Annotated in this window: 16 protein-coding genes; 11 read left to right on the top strand and 5 right to left on the bottom strand. The window is 63.1% G+C overall.

Features of this window, described 5'->3' with window-relative positions:
• Nucleotides 1–39 precede the first annotated feature (39 nt).
• The 4 genes from KP004_RS10995 to KP004_RS10980 all read left to right on the top strand — a co-directional run bounded on the left by KP004_RS10995 (nt 40) and on the right by KP004_RS10980 (nt 5,594).
• A complete protein-coding gene (locus KP004_RS10995) occupies nt 40–1,158 on the top strand; it encodes an efflux RND transporter periplasmic adaptor subunit (RefSeq protein ID WP_239026775.1) in 1,119 nt (372 codons plus the stop codon).
• Nucleotides 1,155–4,256, top strand: a complete 3,102-nt coding sequence (locus KP004_RS10990) for an efflux RND transporter permease subunit (protein WP_216798592.1) — start codon at nt 1,155–1,157, stop codon at nt 4,254–4,256. Before KP004_RS10995 ends, KP004_RS10990 begins: the two co-directional genes overlap by 4 nt.
• Before the next feature lie 116 nt (nt 4,257–4,372).
• Nucleotides 4,373–5,317, top strand: a complete 945-nt coding sequence (fliK, locus tag KP004_RS10985; RefSeq protein ID WP_216798591.1) for a flagellar hook-length control protein FliK — start codon at nt 4,373–4,375, stop codon at nt 5,315–5,317.
• Nucleotides 5,310–5,594: an EscU/YscU/HrcU family type III secretion system export apparatus switch protein gene (locus KP004_RS10980; protein WP_216798590.1), complete on the top strand. Its 285-nt coding sequence runs from the start codon at nt 5,310–5,312 to the stop codon at nt 5,592–5,594. Before fliK ends, KP004_RS10980 begins: the two co-directional genes overlap by 8 nt.
• A gap of 16 nt (nt 5,595–5,610) precedes the next feature.
• Here the strand turns inward: KP004_RS10980 and KP004_RS10975 are convergent, their stop codons facing one another.
• The 3 genes from KP004_RS10975 to purM form a co-directional block, all read right to left on the bottom strand.
• Nucleotides 5,611–6,453, bottom strand: a complete 843-nt coding sequence (locus KP004_RS10975; protein WP_216798589.1) for a ChaN family lipoprotein — start codon at nt 6,451–6,453, stop codon at nt 5,611–5,613.
• 90 nt (nt 6,454–6,543) lie between these two features.
• The gene (gene purN, locus KP004_RS10970; RefSeq protein WP_216798588.1) at nt 6,544–7,158 is read right to left on the bottom strand and encodes a phosphoribosylglycinamide formyltransferase; all 615 of its coding nucleotides are present in this window, start codon (nt 7,156–7,158) and stop codon (nt 6,544–6,546) included.
• 14 nt (nt 7,159–7,172) lie between these two features.
• Nucleotides 7,173–8,219 (bottom strand): phosphoribosylformylglycinamidine cyclo-ligase, encoded by a 1,047-nt coding sequence (gene purM, locus KP004_RS10965; RefSeq protein WP_216798587.1) that lies wholly within the window; start codon nt 8,217–8,219, stop codon nt 7,173–7,175.
• Nucleotides 8,220–8,341: 122 nt separating this feature from the next.
• Between purM and rimI the strand changes: the two genes are divergently transcribed.
• The 7 genes from rimI to KP004_RS10930 all read left to right on the top strand — a co-directional run bounded on the left by rimI (nt 8,342) and on the right by KP004_RS10930 (nt 13,453).
• Nucleotides 8,342–8,809: a ribosomal protein S18-alanine N-acetyltransferase gene (gene rimI, locus KP004_RS10960; RefSeq protein WP_216798586.1), complete on the top strand. Its 468-nt coding sequence runs from the start codon at nt 8,342–8,344 to the stop codon at nt 8,807–8,809.
• Entirely contained in the window at nt 8,799–9,608 is an 810-nt protein-coding gene (locus KP004_RS10955) for a dihydroorotate dehydrogenase electron transfer subunit (RefSeq protein ID WP_216791848.1), read from the top strand. The genes rimI and KP004_RS10955 overlap by 11 nt, the downstream gene beginning before the upstream one ends.
• 2 nt (nt 9,609–9,610) lie before the next feature.
• Nucleotides 9,611–10,528, top strand: coding sequence for a dihydroorotate dehydrogenase (locus KP004_RS10950; RefSeq protein WP_216798585.1), 918 nt, complete (start codon nt 9,611–9,613; stop codon nt 10,526–10,528).
• A complete protein-coding gene (locus tag KP004_RS10945; protein ID WP_216798584.1) occupies nt 10,528–11,559 on the top strand; it encodes a KamA family radical SAM protein in 1,032 nt (343 codons plus the stop codon). Before KP004_RS10950 ends, KP004_RS10945 begins: the two co-directional genes overlap by 1 nt.
• Before the next feature lie 224 nt (nt 11,560–11,783).
• Nucleotides 11,784–12,692, top strand: a complete 909-nt coding sequence (locus KP004_RS10940) for a LysR family transcriptional regulator (protein WP_216798583.1) — start codon at nt 11,784–11,786, stop codon at nt 12,690–12,692.
• Nucleotides 12,693–12,830: 138 nt separating this feature from the next.
• Nucleotides 12,831–12,989, top strand: a complete 159-nt coding sequence (locus tag KP004_RS10935; RefSeq protein WP_216798582.1) for a hypothetical protein — start codon at nt 12,831–12,833, stop codon at nt 12,987–12,989.
• A 71-nt stretch (nt 12,990–13,060) separates the two neighbouring features.
• Complete coding sequence (locus KP004_RS10930) at nt 13,061–13,453, top strand: TraR/DksA family transcriptional regulator (RefSeq protein ID WP_216798581.1); 393 nt, start codon at nt 13,061–13,063, stop codon at nt 13,451–13,453.
• Nucleotides 13,454–13,692: 239 nt separating this feature from the next.
• Here the strand turns inward: KP004_RS10930 and KP004_RS10925 are convergent, their stop codons facing one another.
• Entirely contained in the window at nt 13,693–14,781 is a 1,089-nt protein-coding gene (locus KP004_RS10925) for a dethiobiotin synthase (protein ID WP_216798580.1), read from the bottom strand.
• A 103-nt stretch (nt 14,782–14,884) separates the two neighbouring features.
• Complete coding sequence (locus KP004_RS10920) at nt 14,885–16,798, bottom strand: SpoIIE family protein phosphatase (RefSeq protein WP_216798579.1); 1,914 nt, start codon at nt 16,796–16,798, stop codon at nt 14,885–14,887.
• Nucleotides 16,799–16,846 lie beyond the last annotated feature (48 nt).

The raw sequence follows: 16,846 nt of genomic DNA, 5'->3' as shown, positions 1-16,846 counted from the left end.
GAATCTTGCTACCCTCCCGCCCGCAAAGGAGAATACAGCGTGCGCATCATCTCTTTTTCCCATCCCATTCCCAGATTCCTGCTGCTTTTGCTCCTTTTGGCCTTGTCAGATACCGGCTGTTCCAACAAGACGGAAAAACCCAAAACGAAAGCTCCGGCGCCGGTTACCGTGGCCCGAGTCACCCAGAAGGACGTTCCCGTCGAGCTGCGCGCCATCGGCAACGTCGAGCCCTACGCCACTGTCGCGCTCAAGTCCCGCGTCGCCGGCATGATCACCGGGGTGCAGTTCAAGGAAGGGGACGACGTCGCCAAGGGAGCGCTGCTGTTCACGGTGGACCCGCGCCCCTTCCAGGCCTCTCTTGCCCAGGCCCAGGCGAACCTGGCCCGGGATCTCGCCAGCGCCAACAACGCCAGGGAGCAGGCGAAGCGGTACGCGTCGCTCTGGCAGGAGGGGATCGTGACCCGCGAGCAGTACGACCAGCTCCAGGCCACCGCCGACTCACTGGCCGCCTCGGTGGCCTCGCTGCGCGCCGCGGTCGACAACGCCAAGCTGCAGCTGGAATACTGTTTCATCCGCTCCCCCATGGCCGGGCGCACCGGCGGCCTTACCACCCACCCCGGCAACCTGGTCAAGGAGAACGACACCGCGCTGGTCAGCATCAACCAGATCGTCCCGCTCTACGTCACCTTCGCCCTGCCCGAAAAGGACCTGGCCACCATCAAGGGGAGGATCGGCGGCAAGCTCCCGGTCGAGGCCCGGGTCGCCGGGAGTGCCGTCGCCGAGCGGGGAACGGTGACCTTCCTCGACAACGGTGTCGATCCGGCCACCGGCACCATAAAGGTGAAGGCGACCTTCGCCAACGCCCGCAAGGCGCTCTGGCCCGGCCAGTTCGTCAACGTTGCCATCACCCTCGACACCAGGAAGGGGGCGACCGTCGTCCCCACCCGTGCCGTCCAGACCGGCCAGCAGGGTGAATTCGTCTACCTGGTGAAGCCCGACGCCACGGCGGAGGTGCGCCCGGTGACGACCGGTCCTTCGCTGGACGGCATGACCGTGATCGAGAAAGGGCTTGCCCCCGGCGACACTGTGGTGACCGACGGGCAGGTGAAACTGGTTCCGGGAGGAAAGGTGGCCGTGAAGGGCGGGGCACCCGCATGAACCTCGCCGAAATCTTCATCCGGCGCCCTGTGATGACCAGCCTGGTCATGCTCGCCATCGTGCTGGCGGGCCTGATAGGCTACCAGCTGCTCCCGGTGAACGACCTCCCCAGCGTCGACTACCCGACCATCCAGGTAACCGCGAACCTCCCCGGGGCGAGCCCGGAGACCATGGCGAGCGCGGTCGCCACGCCGCTGGAGCGTCAGCTCTCCACCATCGCCGGCATCGACACCATGAACTCCACCAGCGGCCAGGGGGTTACCCGGATCACGCTCCGTTTCGCGCTGGAGCGCGACATCGATGCGGCGGCGCAGGACGTGCAGTCCGCCATCACCAAGGCGAGCAGGCAGCTCCCCCAGGACATGCCGTCGCCCCCCTCCTACCAGAAGGTCAATCCCGCCGACCAGCCGGTGCTCTACCTGGTACTCAGCTCGAAGACCCTGCCGCTCGCGCAGGTGAACGAGTACGCCGACACCATGATCGGGCAGCGCATCTCCATGGTGAGCGGCGTGGCCCAGGTGATGGTCTACGGCTCACAGAAGTACGCGGTCCGGGCCCGGGTGAACCCGATGGCGCTTGCCTCCAAGAAGATCGGGATCGACGAGGTCTCGCAGGCGCTGTCCGGGGGGAACGTGAACCTCCCAACCGGCACCCTGCAGGACGCCAGCAAGGCCTACGCGATACAGTCGCAGGGGGAGCTCCTCGACGCCGCCGCGTACCGCCCGCTGATCGTCGCTTACCGCGGCGGCTCACCGGTGCGGCTCTCCGACCTGGGGAGCGTGGTGGACTCGGTCGAGAACGACAAGATCGCCGCCTGGTTCAACGGGAGTGAGCGGGCCATCATCCTCGCCGTGCAGCGCCAGCCCGGCACCAATACCATCGAGGTCGTGGACTCCATCAAGAAGCTCCTCCCCGGGTTCCGCGACCAGCTTCCCGGCTCGGTGACCCTGCACGAGCTCTACGACCGTTCCCAGGCCATCCGGCATTCGGTGGCCGACGTGAAGTTCACCCTGGTGCTCACCATCGCGCTCGTGATCATGGTGATCTTTTTGTTCCTCCGGAACCTCTCCGCCACGGTGATCCCGAGCCTGGCCCTCCCTATCTCGCTCGTTGGCACCTTCGCGGCGATGTACGCCCTGCATTTCTCGGTGAACAACATCACCCTGATGGCGCTCACCCTGTCGGTCGGTTTCGTCGTGGATGACGCCATCGTCATGCTGGAAAACATAGTGCGTCACATGGAGCAGGGGGAGCGCCCCATGGAGGCGGCGCTCAAGGGGGCCAAGGAGATCGGCTTCACCATCGTCTCCATGACCATCTCGCTGGTCGCCGTCTTCATCCCGGTGCTCTTCATGGGAGGGATGCTGGGGCGTCTGCTGCACGAGTTCGCCGTCACCATCACCTGCGCCATCCTGATCTCCGGCGTGGTATCCCTGACCCTCACCCCTATGCTCTGCAGCCGCTTCCTGCATCCGCCCGCCGAGGAGCGCCACGGCAGGCTGTACCTTTTTCTGGAGCGCTGCTTCGACGCCATGCTCGCCGCCTACAGTCGGACCCTCAGCGCCGTGCTCAGGCACCGCCGCGCCACCCTGGCGGTCACGCTGGTCATGACTGTGGTCACGGTGTACCTGTTCAAGGTGATGCCCATGGGGCTTCTCCCCAGCGAGGACCTGAATTCCTTCTACTGCACCACCGAAGGAGCGCAGGGGGCCTCTTTCGAGGAGATGGTTACCCACCAGCAGGAACTCGCCAAGAGGATTGCCGCCAATCCCAACATCAAGGGGTTCATGTCCACGGTCGGCGCCTCGGGCTCCCGGGTTGGCTCCAATTCGGGCTTCATGTTTATCACCTTGAAGCCGAGAAGTGAGAGGAAGGATTCGGTCGACCAGGTGATCCAGCAGTTGCGTCCGAAACTGGCCGAGGTGCCGGGCATCCAGGGGTTCATGCAGAACCCGCCGCCGATCAGGCTGGAGGCGCAGCTCTCCAAGAGCCAGTACCAGTTCGTGCTGCAAAGCCCGGACACCCAGGTCCTGTACGAGAGCGCGGCCGCCCTCGAGCAGAAGCTGAAGCAGGTGCCGCAGCTGCTCGACGTGACCAGCGATCTGCAGCTCAAGAACCCGCAGGTCGACCTGAAGATCGACCGGGACAAGGCGACCGCGCTCGGGGTCACGGCCCAGCAGATCGAGGACGCCCTTTACTACGCCTACGGCTCCCGGCAGGTTTCCACAATCTTCGCGCCGACCAACCAGTACCAGGTGATCCTGGAACTGGAGCCGCAGTACCGGCTCGATCCCGCGGCACTGGGGCTTCTCTACGTACGCTCCTCGTCGGGTGCGTTGGTGCCGCTCTCCACCATGACCACGCTCAGCAAGTCGCTGGGGCCGTTGTCGGTGAACCACCTGGGGCAGACCACCAGCGTCACCGTCTCGTTCAACGTGAAGCCAGGGGCCCCCCTGGGCGAGGCGGTGACCGCGGTCGAGAAGATGGCGGCGAGCACGCTGCCTCCGGGGATCAACACCGGTTTCCAAGGGGCGGCGCAGGCGTTTCAGTCCTCGACCAAGGGGCTCACGCTTCTTTTGCTGGCGGCGGTGGTGGTGATCTACCTGGTACTGGGGATCCTGTACGAGAGCTACGTGCACCCGATCACCATCCTGTCCGGGCTTCCTTCCGCCGGGCTCGGGGCGCTGCTGACGCTGATGCTGTTTCACAAGGAACTCGACCTGTACGCCTTCGTGGGGATCATCATGCTGGTCGGGATCGTGAAGAAGAACGCCATCATGATGATCGACTTCGCGCTGGACGCGCAGAGGCGAGAGGGAAAGAGCCCGATGGATGCCATCCATCAGGGGTGTCTGGTCCGTTTCCGTCCCATCATGATGACCACCATGGCAGCGCTCATGGGCACGCTCCCCATCGCGCTCGCCATCGGGGCAAGTTCCGAAGGGCGCCGCCCCTTGGGGCTCGCGGTGGTAGGGGGACTCCTGGTATCGCAGCTATTGACGCTGTACATCACCCCCGTGGTCTACTACTACCTGGACCGGGCGGTGCAGAGAGGGCGGGAGTTTTTCCGGAGGAAAGCGCCGGCTACGCAGCCGTAGCTGTGATGTTAAGAGGGGAGAACGCAGAACGTAGCACGCGGAACGTAGAACGTAGAACGTAGAACGTTTTTCGCCTCGTAGAACGTAGAACGTCTTTCGCCTTTTTGGGGGCGGCCATGTTGATCAACGACGAAGTCCAAAAACAGGTACTGACCATCCTCGCCAAGACGGCGGTCACCCCGACCGCCGACGTGCAGGAGCGCGCCAGTTCGCTGTTGCAGCTCAACCCCGGGCAGCAGGTCAAGGCCGAGATCATCGCCAACCTCCCCAACAGCATGTACATGGCGCGGGTCGCGGGCGAGCTCTACAAGCTGGAGATCCCGCTCAACGTGCAGCCGGGGGAAACCCTGGAGCTTACCTTCGTCACCGCAGACCCCCGGGTCACCTTCCAGATGTTGCGTCCCCAGACCGAATCCGTGCAGTTAAGCTCGATGGGCAAGTGGCTCGCCGACGTGGTGCAGAACGCGCCGGGCCTGCCGCCGGCCCAGGAGCCGCTGGTCGAGCACCCGGAGCAGGCGGCCGCCCAGCTTGCCGGGAGGCTGAAAACGAGCCTCACCCAGAACGGCCTCTTCTACGAATCGCACCTGGCCCAGTGGGCTCTGGGCGGTTTTTCCCTCAAGGAACTGCTCAAGGAGCCCCAGGGTAAGCTTTCCCGGCTGTTGTCGGAGAGGGAGTCGGGCTCGGCCGGAGACGAAACGGCAGGCGGCGCCATCGCCGACAGCCGTACGCTGCCGCTCATCAAGGAGCAGCTCCACCTGTTGAATACCGGCGTGCTGGCCTGGCAGGGGGAGGCGTGGCCCGGACAGGAGATGAAACTGGTGGTGGGGGAGGGGAGCGCCGAACAGTGGGACCAGGGGGTAGAGGCGAACCTCTCCCTGGAACTGCCGCGCCTGGGGGCGGTCGAAGCGAGGCTTCGTTTCACTCCGGAAGGTATCAACGTGGAACTGGTCTGTGACCGGCCCGGCGCTGCCGAGCTCATGCGTACCCAAAGCGGCGAGCTGCGCGCCTCGCTTGCCGCCCAGGGACTGCACCTGAACAAGATGGCGGCCAAAGATGGCTAAGAAGACCTCGGACATGAAGCGCGCGGTCGCCATGGCCTACAACCCCGATGAGGGGGGTGCTCCCAGGGTCATCGCCAAGGGCGCCGGCATCAGTGCGGAGGCGATCATCTCGCTGGCCAAGGAACACGGCGTGTACGTGCACCAGTCTTCCGAACTGGTCGCCATGCTTATGCAGGTGGATCTGGACGCCGAGATCCCGCCGGAGCTGTATCAGGCCGTCGCCGAACTGTTGGCCTGGCTCTACTCCCTGGACCAGCAACTGGACCGGCAACTCTGACCTCTGCTATTACCGCTTAGAAGCGCTCGATCAGTAGGTAATCAGCGTCCTGGACCGTGACGCTCTCCTCGTCCAGCGGCGGCACAGGGGGGAGTACGATCCGGTACGCCACGTTCCCCCTCAATTCGGCAGGTACTCCTCCCACCCCGCGCGCATGTCCCCCGCCTGCAATGACCACCATGACCTTTTTCGGGTGAGCCGAGAGGTAGTCGCTGATGCGCCTGGCCATGACCATGTTGCGCAGCATCTGCGCCTCCGCGATGTGCCGGAAACCCTCGCTGTTTCTGCCGTGAGTCGGGGAATATTCCCGCATTGAGTCGAGGAATTGGTCGGTCACCCTGGCGTCGACGTCCGGCGGCAGTTCAGCGAGCTGCGCGGGCGTGAGGGACGCGAATCCCCGCTGTGCCACGGCCTGCACCACCCCGCGCGGCGCGTTCAGCGCCACGATCGGGATATGGTTGTCGCGGGCGAAGAAAAAGATATCGCTGTACATCCCCCAGGGGATATGACGCCAGCTCCACTCGTAGACCTTTCTGAAGGCGGATTCCGGTACCCGTCCGGCGCTCCAGGCGTCCAGCGCGGGCTGGCTTACCTGCTCGAACATCTCCATGCCGATAACGACCTCTTTGCCCTGAGCCTTCAGAGCTTCAAGGACACGCAGTTGCAGCTCGTGATGAGCCGAGGCGTCGTGTCTCTCCCCAAGGAACAGCACCGGCGCGTCGGAGATGCCTGCAATCATGGTCGGCACGTCGACCCTTTCGCGGTCCCGGACGCGTAGCGCCTGGGTGATGGAGCAGCCGCAGAGCAGGGCGGCCAGCAGGGAGAAGATGAGCAATGTGGCGGTGCGATGGATGGACATGGGCGTGGTTATAACAGAAAGGGATGAAAGGGGAAATAAAAAAGCCCCCTGGCAATGCCAAGGGGCTTTCATGTTCCGTTAGACCGGGAGTTACGCCGAGACGGTGACCACCCTGCCGTCGACCTGAAGGAGCCCTTCGGAAAAGAGCCGAACCGCTTCCGGGTAGATGCGGTGCTCTTCCTTCTGGATGCGGGCACACAGGCTTTCCTCGGTGTCCCCCTCCAGGACCGGTACCGCCGCCTGGATGATGATGGGGCCGGTGTCGGTGCCGCAGTCCACGAAGTGGACGGTGCACCCGGCGACCTTGGCACCGTATTCCAGCGCCTGGCGCTGGGCGTGCAACCCGGGGAAGGCGGGGAGCAGCGCAGGATGGATGTTCATGACCCGCATCGGGAAGGCATCCAAAAGCACCGAGGTGATGATGCGCATGAAGCCCGCCAGCACCACCAGTTCCACGTCGAACTCACGCAGGGTCGCCACCAGCGCCTCGTCGTAGGCCTCACGGCCGGAGTAGGCACGGTGATCGAGGTGCAGCGCCGGTATGCCGGCCTTCCTGGCGCGCTCGAGCCCGAAGGCATCGGCCTTGTTGCTGATCACGCAGACCACGCGCCCGTTGATGGCGCCTGCGGCGCAGGCGTCCATGATCGACTGCAGGTTGCTGCCGCTGCCCGAGATCAGTACCCCTATTTTGAGCTCTTTTCCCATACAGGCTCCGCGGACTAGACCAGCTCCACGCACTCCTTGCCGGCTTCGCACTTGACCACTTCGCCGATCATGAATGCGGTTTCGTTGAGCCCGGAGAGTCTGATCATGATATCGTCGGCCTCGTTCTCGGGGACAACGAGGACCATGCCGATGCCGCAGTTGAAGGTGCGGTACATCTCGTTCTCCTCGATGTTGCCGCCTTTCTCGATGATCTTGAAGATCTCGGGTACGTCCCAGCTGTCCTTCTTGATGACGGCCTTGCAGCCGTTGGGCAGCACGCGGGGGACGTTCTCCAGCAGACCACCGCCGGTGATGTGGGCCAGGCCGCTGATGTTGAAGTCCCTGAGCAGGTTCAGCACGGAACGGACGTAGATGCGGGTCGGGGTGAGCAGTTCTTCGGCGACGGTCTTGCCCAGGCCCGGGAGCTCGTCGTTGATGTTGAGCCCCATGTGCTCCAGGATGACCTTCCTGGCCAGGGAGTAGCCGTTGGAGTGCAGGCCGGAAGAGGAGAGGCCGATCAGCTTGTTGCCCACGGTGATGGAGGAGCCGTCGATGATCTTCTCACGCTCGACCACGCCGACCGCGAAGCCGGCCATGTCGTACTCGTCGCCGGTGTAGAAACCGGGCATCTCGGCGGTCTCGCCGCCGATCAGGGCGCAGCCGGCCTGCACGCAGCCTTCGGAAACGCCCTTGATGATCGAGGCGCCCTTGGCCGGGTCGAGCTTGGCGGTGGCGAGGTAGTCCAGGAAGAACAGGGGCTCGGCGCCCTGCACGATGATGTCGTTGACGCACATAGCTACCAGGTCGATGCCGATGGTGTCATGGCGGTCGGCCAGGAAGGCAAGTTTCAGCTTGGTGCCGACACCGTCGGTGCCGGAGACGAGCACGGGATGTTTGTACTTCCCGGTGTTCAGTGAGAAGAGACCGCCAAATCCGCCTATGTCGGCGAGGACTTCCGGACGGGAAGTAGCCTTCACCAACGGCTTGATCATCTTGACGAAAGTATTGCCGGCGTCTATGTCTACCCCGGCGTCTTTGTATGTGATTTTCTTCTCTTTCAAGGCGAAACCTCCGATAAAGTAAAGACGAAATCTATCCCATTCCCCCGTAAAAGTCAAAGTGAAAAAGTTGTTTACTTCGCCATGTCCTTTGCTTAATATGCCTTGCTGTGTCAGCCTCGGGGATGAAAATAACATTACGTGCCATGTGTGACGGGGACTTAGACAGCGTTCTCCAGATCGAGTCGGCATCGTTCCCCCGCCCCTGGACCCGGCGCCATTTTCTGGACGAGATCGAGCATCCCGACAGCCACCCGATGGTGGCCGCGACCGGCGAAGGAGTGGTCGCCGGATACCTCTGCCTGAAGCAGGTCTTGGACGAGGCGGAGATCCTCGACGTCGCCGTCGACCCCGCCTTCCGAGGGGGCGGCATCGGCCGCGCTTTGGTCGACTGGGCCATCGCCTTTTGCCGCGAGCATACGTTGCGCATGCTCTGCCTGGAAGTGCGGGTGGGCAACCACGAGGCGATCTCGCTGTACCGGCGCCTTGGCTTCGCCGAGGTGGGGCGGCGCAAGAACTATTATGAAAATGGCGACGATGCCATTCTGATGGACCTATCCATAGCTCAAGTAGAGGAATGCGATGCAGTTTAAATCCATGGTTATCTCCAATGTCGAGGTGTCACCCAATTACTTCAGGATGAGGATGACCGCCCCCCAGGAGCTCGCCTCCGCGGTCCCGGGGCAGTTCGTCATGCTGAAGGTGAACGACGCCATCGATCCGCTGCTCAGGCGTCCCTTCGGCCTGTTCGACGTCGGCAGCTTCGTTCCCGAATACGCCGGCTGCGGCGCCCAGGTCTACTGCGAGATCCTGTACAAGGTGGTGGGTAAGGGGACCAAGCTCCTCTCCGCGCTGCATCACGGCGACCTGGTCGATCTTTTGGTTCCGCTGGGCAAGGGGTTCCAGATGGGCCCGGCCGGTGAGGAGAAGGTGCTGGTGGGTGGCGGCGTGGGCCTCGCCCCGCTGTACTACCTCGCCAAGGAGTTGAAAGAGCGCGGCGAGAAGGTGCGTCTCTTCGCCGGTGGACGCAACCGCGATGACGTTCTCTGCATCACCGAGTTTGAGAGGTTGGGCGTCGAGACCTACGTGGCGACCGACGACGGCACCCTGGGCGAGCGCGGTTTCGTGACCCAGGTGCTGGAGCGCCACCTCTCCTCCGGCATGCGCATCTTCGCTTGCGGCCCGACCCCGATGCTGAACGCCGTCGCCAAGATGTCCCAGAAACACGGCGTCCCCTGCCAGGTTTCCATGGAGGCGTACATGGCCTGCGGCGTGGGCGCCTGCCTTGGCTGCGTGATGAAGGGGGCCAACCATACCGACGAGACCCCCGACTACCGCTGCGTCTGCAAGGACGGTCCCGTCTTCGACAGCTTTGAACTGCAATGGAGTTAGCAATGCAACGACCTGACATGTCCGTGGTCCTCGCCGGGATCCCGATGCGCAACCCCGTGATGACCGCCTCCGGCACCTTCGGCTACGGCGCCGAGTTCGCCGACTACCTCGACCTGGAGAGCATCGGCGCCATGGTGACCAAGGGGCTCTCCCTGAAGCCCAAGGCCGGCAACCCGACACCGCGCATCGTGGAGACGCCGGGCGGGATGCTGAACGCCATCGGCCTGCAGAACGTGGGGATCGACGCCTTCATCGAGCAAAAGCTCCCTTACCTTAAGAACGTGAACACCCCGGTGATCGCCAACCTCTACGGCAACACCCTGGAGGAGTACGGCGAGGTGGCGAGCCGCCTGGACGGTCTGGCCGGCGTGGCCGGCATCGAGGTCAACATCTCCTGCCCCAACGTGAAGCAGGGGGGGATCGTGTTCGGCACCGACCCCGGCGCCGCCCGGGAAGTGGTCTCCCTTGTGAAGAGGAACACCTCCAAGCCGCTCATCGTGAAGCTCTCCCCCAACGTGACCGACGTCGTTCTGATGGCCAAGGCCTGCGCCGACGCTGGTGCCGACGCGCTCTCGCTCATCAACACCCTGACCGGCATGGCCATCGACCTGGAGCGCCGCCGCCCCGTGTTGGCCAACGTAACCGGCGGCCTCTCCGGTCCCGCCATCAAGCCCGTGGCCCTCAGGATGGTCTGGCAGGTGGCGAAAGCGGTCAAGCTGCCGTTGATCGGCATCGGCGGGATCATGAACGGCCGCGATGCCCTGGAGTTCATGCTGGCCGGCGCCACCGCCATCCAGGTCGGCACCGCGAGTTTCCTCGATCCGTCCGCTGCGCAAAGGATCGCGCAGGAAATGGAGCAGTACCTGGTCGACCACGGCATCGCTAGCGTACGCTCCCTGATCGGAGCCCTCGAAGTCTGATGGAAGCCTGGGAACACAGCCTTAAAAGATGCATCACCAGCCCGGAGGAGCTTGCCGGGCTTTTTCATGTGCAGGGCCAAGACCTCGCCGATGTGGTGCGGCGCTATCCCATGCGCATTACCCCGTACTACCTCGGCCTGATCCGCGAGCCGGGCGACCCGATCTGGCGCCAGTGCGTCCCTGACCCGGCCGAGCTGTGCGACCTGGCCCAGTCACCGGATCCACTGGACGAGGAACGCCTGTCGCCGGTACCGGGCCTGATCCACCGCTACCCCGACCGGGTGGTGTTCCTGGTTTCCACCGCCTGCGCCGTCTACTGCCGCTTCTGCATGAGGAAGAGGGGAGTAGGGTGCCAGGGGATGAGCCCCGCACCGGTGGACGAGGCCGTGGCCTACATCGCCTCCAAGCCCCAGATCCGCGACGTTATCCTTTCCGGCGGCGATCCGCTGCTCCTTTCCGACGACCGCCTGGACCAGATCCTCACCGCTCTGCGCCGCATCCCGCATGTCGAGATCATCAGGATCGGCACCCGCGTCCCGGTCACCCTCCCCGAGCGGGTCACGGCGCGGCTCGCCCGCATGCTGAAGCACCACCAGCCGCTCTACATCAACACCCACTTCAACCACCCGCGCGAGATCACGGAGCAGTCGGCCCGCGCCTGCGCGCGGCTGGCCGACGCCGGCGTCCAGCTCGGCAACCAGAGCGTGCTCCTGAAGGGGGTGAACGATGAGCCCCAGGTGATGCGCGAGCTGATGCAGCGCCTGTTGGCCATCCGGGTGCGCCCTTACTACATCCACCAGATGGACCTGGTCCAGGGAACCGCCCATTTCCGTACCCGCGTCGTCGACGGCATCACGGTCATGGCGGCCCTGCGGGGGCACACCTCCGGCCTTGCGGTACCGCACTACGTCATCGATCTGCCGGGTGGCAAGGGTAAGGTGGAAGTTTCCTCCGCCCGGTTCAGCGCCGACGGCCGCCGCCTCTTCGTGCGTAATTACCTCGGTGAGGAGATCGAATACGGCGAAGCCTGAAGCTCCTCCCCACTCCCACGTGTTTCCCCAAGCCGGATGGTTCCCTCATCCGGCTTTTTTGCACCCCTGATATTTCCCACTCAAGTTGTGCGGCAATTGCGTCGATAATCTGCGTAGTTGCTTCGGTTGCCGGGGTTTTTCCGGAAAGTAACCTTGCCTTGTGCGCGCGCGGCGTGCTATAAGCGTATACCTGAATCAAGATTATCATATATAGGTTAAACTGAATGCAAACTGAGTACCTGAAAACGCTGGTGGTGTTAGGGCAGGTGGGAAGCTTTTCCAAGGCTGCCTCCGATCTTTCCATTACGCAGTCCGCTGTGTCGCAACGGATCAAGTACCTCGAGGACCACTACGGCTGCCAGATGGTGGACCGGTCAGGGAAATTGTTGTTGCTGACCGACGCGGGGCGGCTCGTGGTGCAACGAGCGGAACAGATTCTCCTTTTGGAGGCGCAGCTCGCCAACGACCTGAAGCTGAGAGGGGAGAAAACCCGCCTCGCCATCTGTTGTACGCCGACCTTCGGCGTCGGCTTTCTGCCCCAGGTCATGGAGAAATTCATGGCCCGCAAGGACGACAACGTCGATCTCCGTTTCATGTTCCACTCGCTGGACCGCGCCGTGAAGGAGCTACAGGAAAACGAATTCGACCTGGCGGTTATCGAACATTGCGAGACGATGGAGGTTCCCGGATTCGATGTCGTGGAACTGCCGAGCGACCGACTGGTGTTCGTCAGCGCGCCGTCCCTGGGGCTCCCCACGGGCGAGGTGGAGCTCGATCAGTTGTTCGAGAACTGCCTTATCGCCCGCAAACCCGATTGCACCTCACGGCGCCTGCTGGACCTAAACCTCTCGCGCTCCGGCCGCAGTGTGGACGATTTCAAGGCCGTCGTGGTCGTCGACGACCTCCGCCTGGCGCTGGAGACGGTGCTTGCCGGCGGCGGTATCTCTTTCGTCTCGCGCAGCATCGCGGCGAAGGAGCTTGAAGCCGGACAGCTGCAGGAACATGTCGTTGCCGGATTCGAGCAGTCGCGGCGACGCAGTGTCGTGGTGAAGAGCGAGCGCAGGCAGGATCCGGCGGTGGTGGAATTCATGGAATGCATCTATGCCGGCTTCCTCTCGGGAGAGACTTGCTGAACCGGCACAGCTTGCCTCCGCGCATAAAAAGTTCAGGGCTTGGCCCCCCGGTAGATAGAACGGGGATACCAAGCCCTTTTTTTCTTTTTAAGGTATACTTTGGGCTGTTTTGGTCCGCAGTCAGCCAAAGGAGGCCATATGAGACGGGTAAGCGTGGAAGAAGACATTCTGAAGGACAAGCCGGTCGTGGTCAAAGACGCCACCGCAGTCTGCGCGCTTTGTGGCTCACAGCTTGAGAGGGACAAGGAGAGCGGCGAGCTGTTTTGCCCGCTTTGCGACGTCGAAGATGTTCCCTGAGGCCGGGATTGACGCGCTTGGTAACAAGGGCGCCGGTAGCCGGGACGGTCACCGGATTTTAGGAGGACGAGATGCCGGAAAAACTGCAAGGCGATCAGCTTGAATTCAGGAATCTGCTGGCGGAGTACAAGCGGCGGCTGTGGGCGGAGCTGCGCGAAGATGTTTTTGCCCAGGCCGGCGCGGACCTGGCGACCCAGTACGACATACCGCAGGACCCGGGCGAGAAGAGCATGCTGGACGTCCTGTCCGACGCCGGGCTGGCCGTTGCCGACATCAGGCGGCAGCAGCTCACCGCGTTGGAGGAAGCGCAAAAACGTGTGGAGTTGGGGACCTACGGCAAGTGTGAAGGGTGCGGAGAGCCGGTCGGGCTGCAGCGGCTGAAGCTGATGCCCTTTACCGCGTACTGCGTCGAGTGTCAGAAGGAGCAGGAGATACCGTCGAAGCCGCCGGGGACCAAGATCTAGAGGCAGGGACTAGGGACTAGGGGGACTGGCTCCGTCAGGTGCCTGTCCCCTTAAAGCACGGGAGCACGGGAGCACGGGAGTAGGGGAGTAGGGGAGTAGGGGAGTAGGGGAGTAGGGGAGTAGGGGAGTAGGGGAGTAGGGGAGTTGGGGACTAGGGGTTGGGGACTAGGGGTTGGGGACGTGGAGCGAAAGGGGATTTTACCAGCCCCTAGCCCCAGTCCCAGCCCCTGTTTTTGTTCTTACAGCAATGCGTCGATGGCCGCGAAGTCCACGTCCCTCTCGGCGTTGGCCATGATCCAGTTCAGCTTTTCCTGGTCTTCATAGGTGATTTTCGCCACGTCGTCAGACAGCGCGGTGAAGACTTCGGCGGTGGTCTCCTCGACACGAATGTACGGTATGTGCGAATCGTGCAGGATCTGCTGGCTCACCTCTGATACCGGCACGTGCCCCGATATGACCAGCCCCGCGATCTTTTCCTTGTAGGCGGGGATGTGGTAGAGCGACGAGAGGGTCACGATCAGTTCGTCGCGGGAACTGGTCACGATCATCAGTGTCGAATCGAGCAGCCCGTCGATCACCCGCTGTGATGAGGCTGCTCCGAGCTGTATGTTGTGGATGATCCTGCTTTTCTCGTTGATATTCCCCTGCAGGGGGAGGTCGAAAAGCTTCGAGATGTGACTGAGGGTCGGATTGGCAAGGATCGGCGAATAGTTGAACCCGTCGATCACCTTGATCTGCGGCTCGAAGGCACGCTTCAGATACTTCGTGGTCACCTCTTTCTTGCTGGGCATCATCTTGTTGACGATGATCCCCCTCACGTCCGCACCCTCCCGTTCGTACAGCGCCAGGTTCAGGTGCACTGCGTCGATCACTTTGCCGATGCCGCTTTCGCTGACGATCATGACCGGCGCGCCGATCAGTTTGGCCACCTTGGCGTTGGAAAGCCCGATGACGGCACCCACGCCGCCGTGTCCCGCCCCTTCGATGATCAGAAAGTCGTATTTCTGCTCCAACTCCCGCACGGCTTCGAGTATGCAGTCCGCCAGGGAGAGGTCGTCCAGTTTCCCTGCCAGGTAGTCCTTGGTGAAATCCCGGTACAGCGCCACCGGCGACATCAGCGCGATGTCCTCCTCCAGCCCGAAGGCCTTGGCCATGAGCAGGGCGTCCATGTCCACCATGAAATCGTCGTAGAGAAGGACTTTGGGCCCGAAGGGTTTGACGAAACCGACCCTTTGGTACTTCTTTCTGGCCTGGTGCATGAGCGAAATGCTGATGGTCGTCTTGCCACAGTTTTGTCCGGTCGCCGCAACGAAGATCTTTTTCGCCATGTACACACCCCTGTTTCTATGGAATGGCGTATGTTTACACCATCTGCGAGCGTGCCGTCAAGAAAAGTCATACAGGGAAGGCAATACGGGGTGGGAGGTGCCGTCAGGGGAGGAATTTGAGCAGCAGCATGGAGATGTCGTCGTCGAAGGTGGTGCAGCCGGTGAAGGCCCGCAGGGCATCGAGTACGGCGTCGATGATGGCGGCCGAAGGCTTGCGGTGCTCGCGCGTCAGAACCCCCTTCAGCCGCTGCACCCCGAAAAGCTCGCCGGAGGGGTTTTGCGTCTCGGTGATGCCGTCGGTGTACAGAAGGAGCAGGTCTCCTTTTTCCACCTGCATGACCGGTTCGTCGAAGGCGACCCTGCGCTGCACACCCAGGATGAGCCCCTCGGCGTCGAGGGCGAAGAAGCGCTCCTCGGCGGGGCGGTAGAGCAGGGGAGGGGGATGGCCGGCGTTACTGTAGCGCAGCTTCCCGGAAGTCCGGTGGTAGCTTAGGTAGGACATGGTAATGAACAGTTCGGCGCGGGAGAGGTCGTCGTGCAGGATCTCGTTCAGGGCCGCCACCACCTGGGCAGGGCCGTCCAGGGCGGGCATCTGGGCGCGCAGCACGCTGCGGGTCTCCACCATGATCAGGGCGGCACCCACGCTGTGCCCCGAGACATCCGCGATCACCAGATCGAGCCTTTCGCCGTGGAGCAGGATGTCGTAATAGTCGCCGCCGATGTGGCTTGCCGGGACGCAGCGACCGGCGCAGTCTATACCGGTCAGAAGCGGCGGGGCGGCAGGCAGCAGCGAGAGCTGGATCTGCCTGGCGATCTCCATCTCCTTGTGCATGCTCGTGTTCTGCAACAGCGCCTGTTCCGCGCGCTTGCGCTCGGTGATGTCCTGCTTGATGCAGATGAAATGCTTGATCCGGCCGTCCTGGTCCAGTACCGGCGTGATGGTCTGCTCCTCCGGGTAGAGTTCGCCGTTTCTGCGCCGGTTCACCAGCTCGCCGTGCCAGATCTTCCCGGCCATGATGGTGGACCAAAGGTTATGGTACAGATCGGGGTCCTGCCGGTCCGATTTTAGAAAGCTCAGGTCGCGCCCCACGGATTCTTCCGGCGTATAGCCGGTCATCCTGGTGAACGCATCGTTGACCGACAGCACCATGCCGTCGCTGTCGGTGATGACGATGGCGTTGGCCGCCGCTTCCAGGGCGGCGCTTTGCACCCGCAGCGACTCCTCGGCCTGTTTGCGCTCGGATATGTCGGAGATCAGGCCGTCGTAGGCGATCAGGTCCCCCTGTTCGCTGTAGCGCGGCACGATGGTATTGATGACCCAGTGCAGCGAGCCGTCCTTATGCCTGATCCGGTGCTCGACCGAGGGGACCTCCTTGCCGGAGCGCAACTCCTCGGTGAGGCTGGTCACCGCGGCGCGGTCCTCCTCGTGGATCATCTGGTACCAGAGGAAGGGGTTTTGCTGATACTCCTCGTCGCTGTAGCCGGTGACCGAGAGGCAGCCCGGGCCGTGCGAGGTCTTCACCACGTCTCCGTCGTTGAGGGTCACCGTGTAGATGTAGTCGGTGACGGCCGCCACCAGTCTCTTGTAGCGCCGCTCGCTTCTGACCAGTGCCGCTTCCGCCTCGCGCTTCTTGCGCCGCACCTGCGCTTCCTGCATCTCGCGCTCGATGGCGGGGATCAGCCGCGAGGTGTTCCCCTTGATGAGGTAGTCGTTGGCCCCCTCCTTCATGGCGCCGACCGCGGTATCCTCGCCGATCTTGCCGGAAACGATGATGAAGGGGATGTCCAGTCCGGAGTCGCGCAGGACCTGCAGTGCCTCGAGGCCGGTGAACCCGGGAAGGACGTAATCGGAGACCACCAGGTCCCAGTCCTCCTCCGCCAGCGCCTTGCGCATTGCATCGGCGCTCTCGACCCGTCTGGATACCGGCGCGTAGTTGCCGCGGCGCAACTCGAAGATGAGGAGCAGGGCGTCGTCCTCGGAGTCCTCAACGATCAGAACGCGGAGCGGTTTTCCCATGAAAACACCTTCCGTGGCAGGCACATGATCGGCCGGGGGGGGGGAGCC

The sequence above is a fragment of the Geomonas oryzisoli genome (assembly GCF_018986915.1).
GTDB classification, from domain to species: Bacteria; Desulfobacterota; Desulfuromonadia; order Geobacterales; family Geobacteraceae; genus Geomonas; species Geomonas oryzisoli.
This window is presented reverse-complemented; position numbering and strand designations above follow the sequence as displayed.

What these genes read in the sequence shown, in the direction of transcription:
- KP004_RS10940 (WP_216798583.1), top strand. Translation starts at nt 11,784, where the DNA reads ATGCAAACTGAGTACCTGAAAACGCTGGTGGTGTTAGGGCAGGTGGGA.
- KP004_RS10980 (WP_216798590.1), top strand. Translation starts at nt 5,310, where the DNA reads ATGGCTAAGAAGACCTCGGACATGAAGCGCGCGGTCGCCATGGCCTAC.
- KP004_RS10990 (WP_216798592.1), top strand. Translation starts at nt 1,155, where the DNA reads ATGAACCTCGCCGAAATCTTCATCCGGCGCCCTGTGATGACCAGCCTG.
- KP004_RS10945 (WP_216798584.1), top strand. Translation starts at nt 10,528, where the DNA reads ATGGAAGCCTGGGAACACAGCCTTAAAAGATGCATCACCAGCCCGGAG.
- KP004_RS10955 (WP_216791848.1), top strand. Translation starts at nt 8,799, where the DNA reads ATGCAGTTTAAATCCATGGTTATCTCCAATGTCGAGGTGTCACCCAAT.
- KP004_RS10935 (WP_216798582.1), top strand. Translation starts at nt 12,831, where the DNA reads ATGAGACGGGTAAGCGTGGAAGAAGACATTCTGAAGGACAAGCCGGTC.
- fliK (WP_216798591.1), top strand. Translation starts at nt 4,373, where the DNA reads ATGTTGATCAACGACGAAGTCCAAAAACAGGTACTGACCATCCTCGCC.
- KP004_RS10925 (WP_216798580.1), bottom strand. Translation starts at nt 14,781, where the DNA reads ATGGCGAAAAAGATCTTCGTTGCGGCGACCGGACAAAACTGTGGCAAG.
- purN (WP_216798588.1), bottom strand. Translation starts at nt 7,158, where the DNA reads ATGGGAAAAGAGCTCAAAATAGGGGTACTGATCTCGGGCAGCGGCAGC.
- KP004_RS10930 (WP_216798581.1), top strand. Translation starts at nt 13,061, where the DNA reads ATGCCGGAAAAACTGCAAGGCGATCAGCTTGAATTCAGGAATCTGCTG.
- KP004_RS10920 (WP_216798579.1), bottom strand. Translation starts at nt 16,798, where the DNA reads ATGGGAAAACCGCTCCGCGTTCTGATCGTTGAGGACTCCGAGGACGAC.
- KP004_RS10950 (WP_216798585.1), top strand. Translation starts at nt 9,611, where the DNA reads ATGCAACGACCTGACATGTCCGTGGTCCTCGCCGGGATCCCGATGCGC.
- KP004_RS10975 (WP_216798589.1), bottom strand. Translation starts at nt 6,453, where the DNA reads ATGTCCATCCATCGCACCGCCACATTGCTCATCTTCTCCCTGCTGGCC.
- rimI (WP_216798586.1), top strand. Translation starts at nt 8,342, where the DNA reads ATGAAAATAACATTACGTGCCATGTGTGACGGGGACTTAGACAGCGTT.